General features: G+C 42.9%; 12 protein-coding genes. All 12 read right to left on the bottom strand.

Features of this window, described 5'->3' with window-relative positions; translation table 11 throughout:
• Positions 1–192: 192 nt before the first annotated feature.
• Positions 193–594 carry a monovalent cation/H(+) antiporter subunit G gene (mnhG, locus tag FKN05_RS10480; RefSeq protein WP_237665739.1) on the bottom strand — a complete coding sequence of 134 codons (402 nt, stop codon included), beginning with the start codon at positions 592–594 and terminating at the stop codon, positions 193–195.
• The gene (locus FKN05_RS10475; protein WP_099611164.1) at positions 584–859 is read right to left on the bottom strand and encodes an MrpF/PhaF family protein; all 276 of its coding nucleotides are present in this window, start codon (positions 857–859) and stop codon (positions 584–586) included. Before FKN05_RS10475 ends, mnhG begins: the two co-directional genes overlap by 11 nt.
• A gap of 6 nt (positions 860–865) precedes the next feature.
• Positions 866–1,339 carry a Na+/H+ antiporter subunit E gene (locus FKN05_RS10470; protein WP_099611163.1) on the bottom strand — a complete coding sequence of 158 codons (474 nt, stop codon included), beginning with the start codon at positions 1,337–1,339 and terminating at the stop codon, positions 866–868.
• A complete protein-coding gene (locus FKN05_RS10465) occupies positions 1,336–2,832 on the bottom strand; it encodes a Na+/H+ antiporter subunit D (RefSeq protein ID WP_099611162.1) in 1,497 nt (498 codons plus the stop codon). Before FKN05_RS10465 ends, FKN05_RS10470 begins: the two co-directional genes overlap by 4 nt.
• 2 nt (positions 2,833–2,834) lie before the next feature.
• A complete protein-coding gene (locus FKN05_RS10460) occupies positions 2,835–3,182 on the bottom strand; it encodes a Na+/H+ antiporter subunit C (protein WP_099611161.1) in 348 nt (115 codons plus the stop codon).
• Between the two features lie 2 nt (positions 3,183–3,184).
• Entirely contained in the window at positions 3,185–3,616 is a 432-nt protein-coding gene (locus FKN05_RS10455; RefSeq protein ID WP_099611160.1) for a Na+/H+ antiporter subunit B, read from the bottom strand.
• Positions 3,613–5,904 carry a putative monovalent cation/H+ antiporter subunit A gene (locus tag FKN05_RS10450; RefSeq protein ID WP_170887460.1) on the bottom strand — a complete coding sequence of 764 codons (2,292 nt, stop codon included), beginning with the start codon at positions 5,902–5,904 and terminating at the stop codon, positions 3,613–3,615. The genes FKN05_RS10455 and FKN05_RS10450 overlap by 4 nt, the downstream gene beginning before the upstream one ends.
• 308 nt (positions 5,905–6,212) lie before the next feature.
• Positions 6,213–7,397, bottom strand: a complete 1,185-nt coding sequence (nhaA, locus tag FKN05_RS10445) for a Na+/H+ antiporter NhaA (RefSeq protein WP_161433784.1) — start codon at positions 7,395–7,397, stop codon at positions 6,213–6,215.
• A gap of 577 nt (positions 7,398–7,974) precedes the next feature.
• Complete coding sequence (locus tag FKN05_RS10440) at positions 7,975–9,099, bottom strand: lipocalin-like domain-containing protein (protein ID WP_524540898.1); 1,125 nt, start codon at positions 9,097–9,099, stop codon at positions 7,975–7,977.
• On the bottom strand, positions 9,096–11,552 hold the full coding sequence (locus tag FKN05_RS10435; protein ID WP_170887459.1) for an ABC transporter permease: 2,457 nt from the start codon (positions 11,550–11,552) through the stop codon (positions 9,096–9,098). Before FKN05_RS10435 ends, FKN05_RS10440 begins: the two co-directional genes overlap by 4 nt.
• Positions 11,533–12,204 carry an ABC transporter ATP-binding protein gene (locus tag FKN05_RS10430; protein WP_099611338.1) on the bottom strand — a complete coding sequence of 224 codons (672 nt, stop codon included), beginning with the start codon at positions 12,202–12,204 and terminating at the stop codon, positions 11,533–11,535. The genes FKN05_RS10435 and FKN05_RS10430 overlap by 20 nt, the downstream gene beginning before the upstream one ends.
• Before the next feature lie 123 nt (positions 12,205–12,327).
• Positions 12,328–13,704, bottom strand: a complete 1,377-nt coding sequence (locus tag FKN05_RS10425) for an MATE family efflux transporter (RefSeq protein ID WP_170887458.1) — start codon at positions 13,702–13,704, stop codon at positions 12,328–12,330.
• Between the last annotated feature and the right edge of the window lie 156 nt (positions 13,705–13,860).

The following is a 13,860-nucleotide window of genomic DNA, read 5'->3' as shown; positions in this document are numbered from 1 at the left end:
CGATATTCGCAACGACTTTCATCGATAATTTATTAAGATCATCTCTCAATTCATAACGCTTGATGATGAATTAAAGATCTTGATTTTTTATCAAAACCAGAGCATGTCCGCTTGATTATTTATCATCGTATTCACCCTGGCTGATGATAAAAAACCTGCCGTATAGGCAGGTTTATGATAAAAAATGATCAGTTAGTCCTTTTGGGGTGGTTCAAACTCTTCTTTTGATGGCATATGACGACTGGCTAACTCATGAGTTTCTAAGTTGTAACGCTCTTTAATTACATCCTTTACTACGCCATCCCATTGAGGTACACCAACAAAATAGCTAGCTCTGGCTAATACATGCGCGGCAATCGGTGCTGTTAAAATAACAAAAATAACAACCGCAAATGCTCGTACCACAAAAGCAACGTCGCCCCAATTGACCACGGCAAATGCAGTTACCATTAAACCGACCCCTAACGCTCCCGCTTTCGTCGTTGCATGCATCCGAGTGAGAAGATCAGGCATCCGATTTATTCCAATCGCAGCGAGTAGCATTAAAAAAGAGCCTAAAAGTACCAAAATTGAGATGATAAAATCAGTCATCATCACGGTGTCCTCGCTTTTCTAAATAACGGGAAAAACCGACTGCAGCCATAAATGATGTTAAGGCCAATACAATCGCCACATCAATAAAGTAAGGTTGCTGATAACGAATACTATAAAGAACAACCAAACCTACCGTTAATGAAGCCATTAGTTCCAATGCAACAACGCGATCAGGTAATGATGGCCCCTTTAGTAAGCGAATCGTTGCCAATACTAGACTCAGCGCTAACATGGCAAAACAGAGGGTATAGACAATATCTAACATACTTATTTACCCCAATAAATCGATTACACGCGCTTCAAGACGTTTAAATTCTTCAATTTGACGAGCCTCGTCTTCAAAGTACATTAAATGAACATATAAAACACTTTTATCTGTCGCTACATCTAATGCTAAAGAACCCGGCGTCACGGTAATGAGAGTTGCAAACATGGTAATTGCTCCTTCATCACGTAACTCTAAAGGAATCGCGATCACTGCGGGCTTCATTAAGTGAGTGGGCGTCAAAACATCATAAGCAACACGCCCATTAGCTTTAATTAAGTCCCAAATAAAAAATAAGCCAAAGCTAATCACTTTCGGTAATTTTTTAAAATAAGCCTCAAATGTCGGGCTATCGCGTAGTAAGTAAGCCAAAATGGCATAACTCATGATCATCCCAGCAAATAAGTTGGAAATTGTGTAATTTCCAGACAGTACCAACCATACCAAAGCAAGTAACATATTCCATCCAAAAGCTTTCATGGTTGGCCTCCTAATACGGCATCAATATATCCTTGTGGGTTCATTATCTGCTCAGCAGCTAAACTCGCTAGCTGGACAAACCACTCAGCACAGATCCCTATCGTAACGGTAACGCCTGCCATTAATATGATCGGTAGATAGAGACAAAAACGTTCACCGTCTGATAAAGGTGGCTTCGTTTCTGCTGCCACCGGCAATGGCTTCCAGAACGCCTCTGCCCAAATTTTCACCATAGAATAAAGTGTTAATAAGCCCACCGCTAACGCCGATGTGACCATTAACCATGCTTGGGTATCAATACCGGCTTTGATCACCACAAATTTGGCAAAGAAGCCAGAAAGTGGCGGTATGCCTGCCAGAGACATCGCTGGAATCGCAAATAAAAAGGCTAAAAAAGGAGCAGATTTATAAAGACCACCCAATTTTTCAAGATGGTAACTACCGTGTAAACGGTGCATAACCCCGCTGATTAAAAAAAGATTCGTTTTTACCACAATATGGTGAAAAAGATAAAAGATCCCTCCCATAATCGCTAAAGGAGTAAATAAGGCCAATCCGACAATCATGTAACCGATTTGGCTGACGATATGGAAAGAAAGAATTCGTCTGACTTCATATTGTGCTGCGGCCCCCAACACACCGGTGACCATTGTGAATATCCCCATCCACAACAAAAGTGTGTGATGCGTAAAAGCAATATCTCCAATAAAAATTACACTAAATACGCGGTATAAGGCATACACGCCAACTTTCGTTAATAACCCTGCGAATACAGCAGAAATAGCCACTGGCGGTGTATGATAAGAAGCCGGTAACCAAAAAAACAGCGGAAACGCAGCCGCCTTTATTCCAAATGCCACTAAAAAGAGCAAAGAGATGACGGTTACGACCCCAGTATTATCAGACTCCGCTAATTTACTCCCGAGATCCGCCATATTTAAAGTACCAGCATACGCATACAATAAACCCACAGCACTCAAGAACAAGGCGGAAGACAACAAGTTTAGGGTTACATATTTTAATGCGCCTTCCATCTGTGCGCGTTCGCCACCGAGAATTAAAAGCCCAAAGGAAGCGACCAGCATAACTTCAAACCACACATAGAGGTTAAAAATATCCCCTGTCAGAAAAGCGCCGATAACTCCCGCTAGCATTAAATGTAATAAAGGATAAAACCCAAAAGCCTCCCTTTCTTCATCCATTGTGGCCAATGCATAAATAGCAATACAAAATGCAACAAACGCGGAGACAGTCACCATGATCACTGCCAATAAATCGGCCACCAATGAAATACCAAAAGGCGCTTGCCAATCCCCTAAGTAGGCAACTTGAATACCGTTGTTATACACATCATGAAATAAGATCAGCGCCGAAATCAATAAAATGGAGTTGGCAAAAACACTGACCCAACGCTGAAGAGTGCGATGCCGCCAAATAGTCATGGATAAGGCAGCCGCAAACATGGGAACAAGAATAGGCATTAGTAGTATCATAATTAAGAATCTGTACTCTTCATTTTGTTCATATCATCGGCACCAATCACTTTATAAGCTCGGTGAATCAACACAACGGCAAACGCTAATACGCCAAAGCTAATCACAATAGCCGTTAAAATTAAGGCTTGTGGCAATGGGTCGGCAATTTCAGTCGCAGGCACATTCATCCCTTCAGGAATCAAAGGAGGTGCGCCCCTCACCAGTCCTCCCCCAGTAAAAATCAGAAGATTGGCAGCATTAGATAGGATCATTAATCCAATAACCAGTTTAACAATACTGCGTCTGAGCATCATAAATAATGCCGCAGCGTACAAACCGCCAATCACAAAGGCAAATAAAGTGGCCATGATTAATCCTCCACTTCAGCGAGGGTGAGTAACAAGGTCGTCACCATACCAATAACAACCAGATAAACCCCAATATCAAATAATAAGGGAGTGCTGAGTTTCAGCTCACCAACACCCGGTAGATAAACCGTCCACCACACACTGGTTAAAAATTGGCTACCCGATTTAATGACCCCAATGGCACCACTTAACATCGCAATGATAAGCCCTATACCCATCAACTGAGCACTATCAACACCCATTAATTGACGAGTTTGTAACGGGTTAAAGGCAAACAAATGCAAAGCAAAAGCACTAGCAGCGACTAAACCAGCGATAAAGCCACCACCAGGTTCATTATGACCCCGTAGCAATAAAAAAATAGAAAAAAGCAGCAGCATCGGTAGTAGAAAACGAGCGGCAACTTGCAAGATTAATGCGGAATCCGTTTTCATGATTTACCCTTGTCCAATTTAATCATCGCCGTCACTCCAATCGCGGCAAGCGCGAGAACAAAGATTTCTCCTAATGTGTCCAAAGCTCGATAATCCACCAAAATTACATTAACAATATTTCGCCCTTTCGCAATTACATAGCTATGTTCAATCAAATAATCACTAATACGTTCTGGCTCTGCAAAATGAATGACGGTCATGACCAGCAATGTCATCATCCCCCCAAAAACAATTGCAACTAACGCATCACGCCACCTGACATCTGAACTAGATAAACGCTGGAATCTTGGTAACTTAAATAACACAAACACCAATAAAATGACGGTTAATGTTTCAATCAGAACTTGGGTAATTGCTAAATCAGGAGCGCTAAAGAATACATAAATCAACGCCATGCTAAAACCTAACGCACCAATGGCTGCTACTGCGCCCAGACGCTGTTCTGTGATGCAGGCATAACCGACCACGGTGATAATGATTGCTGAGATCAAAATCTCATACACTTCGACACCAGAAAAATCCAACGTGCCATACCAACCAACCTTATTGCCCATTGTATAGCTGACTAACACAATGGTTGTAATAAAGATGGTTAAGATATAATTAGACAAGTAGCCATTTTGCAGTTTAGTTGTTAGCCACTTTGCAAACGACACCAACCCCACCATGAAATATTCATAACCTTTTTCAGGGCCATAATTAAGTAACGATTTAGCCCATACAATATGCGCTGATAATTTATCCCAATATTTAAACAGCAAGTAACCGAACACAAAAGCGAGAAAGCTCATCAAGAGAGGAAGGTTAAATCCATGCCAAAGCGATAAAGACACCGGCTCAATAGGACGGCCAATCACCGCAGAAGCAGAAGCAGTAATCAATGGTGAGACCAAAGACGGAAGTACCCCAAACATGAGCCCAAGTGTCGCCAATAATGAAAAACCTAACCGCATCGCTAAAGGGGCTTCATGTGGTGATTTTGGAGTGGCAATTTTTGCGCCCCAAAACGGCTTAATGACCACTAACCCAGCACAGGCAACTAAACAGATCGATGATATAACCCCAACCAGTAACAGCATACTCTGCCACGGGCTCGTCAATAGGCCCATCAGCATCGACTCTTTAGCAATAAAACCTAATACAGGTGGAATGCCAGCTAAAGCTAATGCCGCAAGCGACATAAAGATAGCCGTTTGTGGCATGGTGCGACGTAATCCACCTAACTGACGAATATCTTTGGTTCCCGTTTCATGATCAACCGTTCCTGCCGCCATAAAAAGTGCCCCTTTATATAGGGCATGCGCTAGCAGAAAAACCATCGCGGCAATTAATGCTGTCTCATTTCCAATACCAATCAGTAATGTCAAAGTGCCTAACGAAGCCACCGTGGTATAAGCTAAAATACGTTTCAAATCGGTACTTGTCACTGCCATAATGGATCCGACTAACATGGTCAATGCACCAACAGTGACAAGCAGTATGGTCCAAGTACTCTCTCCTGCCATCACGGGTTGCAAACGCGCCATTAAGTAGATTCCGGCTTTAACCATGGTCGCAGAGTGCAAAAATGAACTCACCGGTGTCGGCGCAGCCATGGCATTAGGCAACCAAAAGTGAAAAGGAACTTGTGCTGACTTAGTAAATGCTCCTGCCAAAATGAGCAATATCATCGGAAAGAAGAGCGCATGTTGTTGGATTTGAGGCCCTTGACTTATGATCTGATCTAACTGGTAGCTTCCTGCAATTTGACCCAGTAATAAAATCCCGGCCATAAGTGCTAGTCCTCCACCTACAGTGATAAATAACCCTTGCAGTGCAGACTTACGTGATTTGTCTTCTTCATGATAAAAACCGATCAACATATACGAGGTGATACTGGTTAACTCCCAAAAGACAAACATCGCCATCAGATTATTGGTTAAAACTACCCCTAGCATCGATCCCATAAATGCACATAAATACATGACAAGCTTACGTTGATCAGCATGCCCAGCAAGGTAGCTCCCCGTATAAACAATGACAAGAGTCCCAATACCACTGACGAGTAATGCAAATAGCAAGCTTAATCCATCAAGTCTTAAATCGAGAGAAATATCGAGCGATGGAATCCAATGATAATGGAAGAAAAGCACATCACCTTGGGCAATAGCGTTGATAAAACCGAAGAAATAGATAAACAAAGCGGCAGGAAGCAGTGCAATCCACCATACCGCCTGCTCCCCAAGCCGACGATACAGCAAAGGAACCAAAAAAGTTGCAACAAATCCTGACATTAATGCTAATAGCATTCAATGATCTCCAATCGTTAACGCTGTATTGAACACTCAACAACGTTTTTATCTTAGTGAGTAACTAAATATTAATCCTAGGTTCACCTTGGTTGCCTCATGATTCGTCATGATAGATAAACCAGAAGCTTTTGCTAAAGAATAGCTCAGTGTATACGAAAGAAGAAAGCATAAAAACCTTGTTTCATACTTTCTTCTACACATAACGCTAGCTTAATCTACCTATGCCATTACACACTAGTACAACGAAATGACTTGAAACATTATTTTATGACTTAAGGGCTGTTGACCCTCGCCTAGTAAAACCACTATTTTTTCGCTTGAGCAAGCGAAGATGGCATTTCTAAAGTTACTTTTTTCGGTAAAGTGGCTCGCAACATCATATAACCAGCTAATGCCGCAGTGGTCGACCCCATCAAAATACCTAAACGAGCATAATTATCTAATAAAATATAATTGCTACCAAATGCAAGAGAAGAGATAAATATCGACATCGTAAAGCCAATCCCACATAAAACAGAAACTGCAAAAATATGCCTGATATCAATTCCCTCAGGTAGCTTAGTCATTCCCAGTTTCACCGAAATCCAACTGAAGGTAAAAATACCCAAGGGTTTCCCAACAAATAGGCCTAATGCAACACCGATGGGCAAAGTCGACGTTAGCCCAGAGATAGAAATACCCGCCAAAGAAATCCCGGCATTCGCCAATGCAAATAGTGGCAAAATTAAAAAAGTCGACCAAGGATGGAGCCTATGCTCCAAATGTTTTAGAGGTGAATGTCCAACATGTTTTCCTTTCAGTGGTATCGCAAAACCAACAATTACCCCAGCCAAGGTTGCATGCACCCCTGATTGTAGAACGGCAAACCACAATATCGCACCAACAATTAAATAAGGTGCCGTTTGAGTCACCCGGTAACGATTCAGTAGATATAGTCCTCCGATGGCGATCACACAGAGACCTAAAGCCGCAAGCGATAAATCACTCGTATAAAAAAGCGCAATAATGATGATAACGCCTAAATCATCAATAATGGCGAGCGCCAGTAAAAAGGCTTTTAAACTCACTGGAACTCGATTGCCGAGTAATGCCATAATGCCCAATGCAAACGCAATATCGGTCGCAGCTGGAATGGCCCATCCTTGACTCGCCATTGGGTCGGCAGAATTAAACATCATATAAACCAACGCTGGAGCAAGCATGCCCCCAAGCGCAGCAATGGCTGGGAATAGCGCCTGTTCCTTTGACTTTAGTGATCCCTCAATTAACTCACGCTTGACTTCTAAGCCAATCAATAAGAAAAAGAGTGCCATCAAACCATCATTCACCCAATGAGCAACAGACATACCCAATACAGGAGCGTGCAGTACATGCTGATAGAGTTCATTCAGTGGAGAGTTAGCAACCAACATGGCCGCAACGGCGGCAAAAACAAGCAGAACGCCACCAGCCGCTTCCGACTTAAAAAAACTACGAAACAGATCAATCATGATGATATCGTCCTTAATTATTATGCTAATAAACGATGAGATAACCTAAGTGACTAAAAAATGGGGAATTAATAACGTCACTACGGCAAAAAGAAGATGCGAGCAGTTTACTCAGGCTACCGTCGCTTTAAAAATCGCTTGTAATGAATAAAGACATCGGAAAAACCGAACAATAGAGCGTAAATAAACGTAAATTCCGTGATTAAAATAAATCAACCCTAAACTCGTGCAAAGGTAAGAAAGATAAAATGCAGATGTGATAAAGAGATTGGCAAGGCTATCCGTTATTCCTAAAAAATTGGGCGTTGCAGGTAGCCATCAAGTGAGTGACAAATTGGTCTGGAATAAATTTGAACAGCCGCAGGCTAACCTTTGGTGAGAGTTACGGATGGCTCTCATAATCTGCATGAGCATAGACAGGCGATGTGATTAAGGTCAACGAACGTAGCCCCCTTGCAGCTTCAAATAGGAAGAAGATAAGTTTAATAACAATAGCTGAGTGAATCTGTAACCAAGAAATTAATAAGGTGGAGAAGAAACTCATCAAAACGAGCGAGAGTACTAGAGTCAGTTGGCCCTAATAACCGGTTAATTGCATAAAACCACGCGCTTGATGAGAGCCACTAGCTTTAATCGGGCCTTCCCAATAGGGCAAAGCAAAAGAAAGCCACAAATTTGGGTTCAACGCCTGAGTAGTGAGGTGGATATTTTGGCTTGGCACCGAAATTTCCCACTGGAGTGGTAATATTTTCGTCTCCGTGAGGGTCGTGGTAGCGAGCGGTGAAATATCAATATCTTGAGCAGATAATACTAACGTATTTCCCTGTCGTGTTGCTAACGTTCCATATAAATAAGGCGCTTTATTCCGATATCGGTGACGATACACGGTTAAGATCTTATGATTATCAAGATGGAGTACAAACCAATCCCAACCTAATTGCTCTTCTCCTAATAATCCACTGCCCCACTCTTTACTTACCCAGGCTTCCCCTTCCACAGGAATAGCATTCATCTCAGGACTCAATTGTAGCAATCCATTAACCGAGATAAATGGCGCATAAATTGAGTAAGATGCCATCGCATCCTTGGCCCCTCGACGCTGATAACCATGCTGTCCGGGCAAAATATAAGGCCCATTTGCCACCATCTGCAATGAGACACCAAAAGTATCTGTTTCGATCATTAACTGACTCGGCAATGGGCTAGATCCTAGAGAGCGCCAGCGCCAGTTATCAATCCATAAGCGAAAAGGCGACTGAATCATATCGGCTTGCCCGATTCCACCACGAGCAATCCTTTGTTCTTTCCATACTTGATGTGCATTTGAAATAACCACGTGTGACAAAAATAGTTGTGAATTTTGCCAGCCACTCTCTTGCCGATTATCATTCGCCACTCGAAAATAATTCCATTGCACACCATACTCTTGGCCTTGTTCATCACGGACATTGGCAAAGACATGCCACCATTCATGCTGATATTCAGGGTGAATGGAAAAATCATGCGGTAAACGTACAGGTTTCTCTGGCGAGACGAGCGCAAAACGTTGATCTTGATTCGATAAAAGTAGTCGATTAGATTGACCATCTAGCAATGGCTCAAGCGGATTTAAGATTGGATAAAGGCGGTATATAAGCACAGCTAACACCGTGCAGCCCAATGTCGCTATTAATAACACTCTGCCAATTTTTGTCATCTTCATACCGCATCTCTCAATGATTTCATTGCGGTTTGACGTACCAAACGAATAATTGGCAACGCTCCGGAGACAATCAAAGCCGACATAGAAAGTACAATGGTTTTTGTATAAGCCGAAGGCACCATTTGTAGTTCAAGCGTCCAACCAAAAGCCTCGCGAATCACAATATCCACCATTAACTTTGCCAACGCTAACCCTAACGGTAAGGCGATCAATAAAGAAATGAGACCAAACACAAACAGTTGCAAAGCGCCAATAATCACTAATTCTTTACCGGAAACACCAAGACATCGTAATAAAGAAATATGCCGCTGACGCGAAACCTCCCCTGCTAACGTAGCAAAGAAAATGCCACATATTGCAATAAACAGGGTAATATTACCTAAACTATCAGCAATCGCGAATGTTCGATCAAATACACGCATCGCTTGTTTATGTAAACGATGGTTATCAAACATTCGTTCAGAATCGAGTTTAAACATCGTATTTAATCGCTCAAGCAAGTGCTCGGTATCTTTATATTTATCTTTGAGTGTGACCCCTAACGAAACGTTACCGCTGGTTGATAAGCCCTCTATCCAATTATGATGAGACATCAACACCTGATGGTAAGGATTACCATAATCATAATAAACCCCCACCACGAGCCAGCTTTGACCTAATGGCAATGAAAGATCTAAATAATCACCCGGCCGGATCCCTAATCGTAATGCCATCGACTCACTGATCATCACACTACGAGAGTGATGCAAGTGATACCAATAATTGGGAATAGCTAATTTTACGGTTAACGACGCTAGCTCACCTTCTGAAGAGCCAGTACTGACAACCTGAATCGTTCCCTTATCGCTCATGATATCTTTTTCCCAGCGATGCCACACCGCTTGGACTTCAGGTTGTTGATTTAACCACTGGGTGATTTTTGCTGCCGAGCTATTGGTCGGATAAAGATAAAGATCCGCCGCTAAACGTTGAGTTAACCAAGTATCCGTGGTGTGTCTGAAACTACCAATCATAGTTTCCACACCAATATTAGCTGTCATGGCCAACATAAAAGCCATCGTCGCCACACCGCGATAGCTCATACTGGCCGCAGCATCAGCAAAAAACCAACGAACTTTAACCCAACGTAACGTATAAGAAAAACTGATAAAAAGCTTCCAAATTAAATAAGGCGTGATCAATGCTGCACCCAGCAACATTAATCCGATGATAACAAAACCCGATGTTTGACTTTTAGGAGCTTGATATACGGCAATAGCAGCGACCCCCAACGCACAAGCCACTATAGCCTGTAAGGTAAATTCTACCCCCGCAAAACGTGCTAATGATAAACGCGTGGTTAATCGAATCGGTTGAGACATGAGTAAACGAATTAAAGGCCAGGCACACGAAATTAAGGCAGCAATCATCGCCATCAATAAGCTGTAACTGCCCCATTCCCAACGCCAATTAATAGAAAGCCCGACATGTGCATCATATAAATTACTTAAGCTCGCCGAAACCGATGGCAGTAACTGATTAGCGAGCAATAAGCCTAAAACGTTGCCACATAGCCAACTAAATAGGATCAACCCAATGAGTTCTATTGATAAAGCTTGCGCTAGCTGCCAACCAGAGACCCCGGTTTGTCGTAAAATCCCAACCAAAGGCTGCCGCTGGATCAGCGAAAGTGACATCGCCTGATAAAAAATGAACATCCCCACCAGAAAAGATAGCATTCCTAATGCAGTCAAGTTCATATGGAACGCTTGCGTTAATGATTCCAGATCTGAGCGAGATGTCCTGACCAAGACCATGCCATTGGGCAAACTTTGCTTTAATTTTTCCAACTTACGACTTGGCATCTCTCCACAACTAATCACAGAAAGCCCAGCACTCTTACGTAATGTTCTCACCAAGGAAAGATCAGCGATCACCCGAGTCCCATTGAGCAAATGATAGCGGTCAACCAATATCGGGCCTAACGCACTCCCTTCCTCTAACAAAATAAAATCGCCATCTTGCCACTGTTGTAAAGCTGCAAACTCTTGGCTGACAAGCACTGGATAAGGGGCCCTCATTAAAGAAAGCGTGACCATTTCAGGCAATGGACGATCACTATTAATCGGTAACATCGCTACGGTATCAATTCCGAGTAAAGTAATGTCAATTCCATTTTGAGTGGTTAAACGATAATTGTCGAAAGGGACACATTGCTGAAAACCTTCGCGGCGCAACTGGACATAAAAACCTTGTGGGATTTTATTGGCTATATGTTTAGGGCGAATGCGATAAGGTAAAGGATTAGAGAAAAGTTTTTCACCGTGCTGATAACTCTGCTGCGCGTGTTGGTTAATCGCAGTCACACCCACCAACAAAGAGACACTGAGTGTTAAACCGAGCCAAACCAAAAAAATTTGCAGAGGGTAACGCCGATAGTGCCCAAGTAGCGCTTTAACTACGGGCCATAACATGAAGCTGCCCCCCTTGTAGGCGGATACACCCACGCATATGCTGAGCCACTTTTTCACTATGGGTAACCAGTAATAAAGTACAATCAAGCTGACGAGTTAAGCTGGTCAACAAACGCATCACCGCTTCTGCATTACGTTCATCTAAACTTCCTGTCGGTTCATCAGCCAACAAAAGCGTCGGTTGCATGTACAAGGCTCGAGCAATGGCAGCACGTTGTTGCTGACCACCCGAAACCTCTTCCGGGTAGCGCCCTAGCAACGGCATTAAATCTAATGATGAAAGAATTTGTCGCAGTAAGCCTTGATCTTCCGCAAGCCCTTTCAGTTGGCGACAAAAACGGATGTTATCGGCAATATTGAGGGTTGGTAACAAATTAAACTGTTGAAAAATGTGGCCGATATTATTGCGACGAAAAGCGGTTCGCTTATGTTCAGAGGTACGATGCATGGCAAAACCAGGAAACCAGATTTCACCAGAGTCAGCACTATCAAGCCCAGCGATCAAATTCAGTAACGTGCTTTTTCCTGATCCGCTTTCCCCCATCAACGCCAGCTGGTCGCCTCGATTTAACGTTAACTCTGCACCTTGTAACACAGGGTGGAACTCATCACCATCCACATAACCTTTGCACAAGTCTATCAGTTGTAACATTAAATCACTCACCATTGCTCAAAATAGGACTGAGAATCTACACTAAATCCTTTCAGGTAGAAAGTTTTTTGGACGCCAGATCACAAAATATGAATCAAATTGCATCAAAATGACAACCTCAGCCTAATTTTCAATCAAATTACGCATCCATTTTTTACTAAACATTCGCCACATTGATCCACCCCATTTAATCAGCTCTTCAAGTAAAAACAGCAAATATATCCACTCAGGAGCGAGATTGAAATAAATAGCAGACAGTGCCGTGAGTGGGATACCGATCAACCACTGAGCACATACATCTTGCGCAAAACAAAATTTCACATCGCCCCCGGCTCGTAATACCCCGACAATCACTGTCATTGGTACAGAACGTAGCACAATCCCTACACTCAAAATCATGATAAATTTTTCGGCCAACTGACGCGTTTCTTCGGTCAGAGCGCTGAATGCATTTAAAATTGGAATTTGAATTATAAAGAGCGCGATAGCAACCACGATACCAGCGATAAAACTTAAAATAGTTACTCCGATTGCTTGGTAATACACCGCATCATATTGCTTTGCCCCCAGTTGGTTACCCACCAACACAGCAGCAGCATTCGACATACCAATCAGCAAGCTCAGTGAAATCGATTCTACTGGCGTCATGACAGACAAGGCGGCTAAACCTTGGACACCACTTTGTCCCATAATGGCATGGTAAACAAATAGACCACCAGCCCACGTCAAAAAGTTAAACGTCGTGGGCAAAGAGAGTCGCAAAAAACGGGCAATCGGTTTCCACACCATTACCGCTTTAATATCATTCCATCCAAAAGCAAGTAGATGCTTCTTGCGATAAAGATAGCCATATAAACACCCAACCTCTATAGCACCACTTAATACGGTCGCGATGGCGGCACCTTCAATACCCAAAGCGGGGAAGCCCAATTTGCCAAAAATTAGCACCCAGTTAAGCATCACGTTAGCGACAATACCAATACCACTGAAAAAGGTACTCACTCCTGGTTTGTGCATCGCACGCAGCCCTACCGCCATACTGCTGACACAAGCAACGGCCAGCATACTTAGTGAGGTAATAACAAGATATTGGCTACCCAGTGCATTGACTTGCAGCGAATCTGTGGTTAATCCCATGATTTGGCTAGGAAACAATAAAAAAAGTGCGACAGTAAATAGGGCAAAGAAGGTGGAAATCAACCAAGTCAGAGCGGTACTCTCTCGTACCCCTTGATGATTGGCGGCCCCCCAATACTGAGCGGTTAATAATGCCCCTCCAGTTGTCACCCCCACTAGCATAATGGTTGTTACAAAAGTCGCTCTTGCGGCGACACCGACGGCTGCAATTTCTGCCTCACCCAGTTGACCGAGCATCAGTACATCGACTAACCCCCGGCTCGAAAACATGATACTTTGTAAACTGATCGGTAAAGCAATAGCGATCAAGCGACGCAGAAAATCCCCTTTGGTGTAGTATATAACTTGAGAAATAGCAGACAACGGATCACCTCTGTCGTGAGAGTTTGATATGATGAGTATTCTCGCCACTGTTCATCGGCAAAACGATTGCCGATTCAAAAGCGAATATACAACTGGGTATACCATTTATTAACCCGTGAATTATACGCATCGATATAAATTCAAACTAGTCCATAT

This window comes from Vibrio sp. 1-1(7), assembly GCF_013048485.1.
GTDB classification, from domain to species: Bacteria; Pseudomonadota; Gammaproteobacteria; order Enterobacterales; family Vibrionaceae; genus Vibrio; species Vibrio fujianensis.
Note: the sequence above shows the minus strand (reverse complement) of the source record. Positions and strands in the feature narration are given on the sequence as shown.

Bases quoted from the DNA above. Each gene is read 5' to 3' on its own strand.
- FKN05_RS10450 (WP_170887460.1), bottom strand. From the start codon at position 5,904: ATGCTATTAGCATTAATGTCAGGATTTGTTGCAACTTTTTTGGTTCCT.
- FKN05_RS10465 (WP_099611162.1), bottom strand. From the start codon at position 2,832: ATGATACTACTAATGCCTATTCTTGTTCCCATGTTTGCGGCTGCCTTA.
- FKN05_RS10440 (WP_524540898.1), bottom strand. From the start codon at position 9,099: ATGAAGATGACAAAAATTGGCAGAGTGTTATTAATAGCGACATTGGGC.
- FKN05_RS10470 (WP_099611163.1), bottom strand. From the start codon at position 1,339: ATGAAAGCTTTTGGATGGAATATGTTACTTGCTTTGGTATGGTTGGTA.
- nhaA (WP_161433784.1), bottom strand. From the start codon at position 7,397: ATGATTGATCTGTTTCGTAGTTTTTTTAAGTCGGAAGCGGCTGGTGGC.
- FKN05_RS10455 (WP_099611160.1), bottom strand. From the start codon at position 3,616: ATGAAAACGGATTCCGCATTAATCTTGCAAGTTGCCGCTCGTTTTCTA.
- FKN05_RS10460 (WP_099611161.1), bottom strand. From the start codon at position 3,182: ATGGCCACTTTATTTGCCTTTGTGATTGGCGGTTTGTACGCTGCGGCA.
- FKN05_RS10475 (WP_099611164.1), bottom strand. From the start codon at position 859: ATGTTAGATATTGTCTATACCCTCTGTTTTGCCATGTTAGCGCTGAGT.
- FKN05_RS10430 (WP_099611338.1), bottom strand. From the start codon at position 12,204: ATGTTACAACTGATAGACTTGTGCAAAGGTTATGTGGATGGTGATGAG.
- FKN05_RS10435 (WP_170887459.1), bottom strand. From the start codon at position 11,552: ATGTTATGGCCCGTAGTTAAAGCGCTACTTGGGCACTATCGGCGTTAC.
- mnhG (WP_237665739.1), bottom strand. From the start codon at position 594: ATGATGACTGATTTTATCATCTCAATTTTGGTACTTTTAGGCTCTTTT.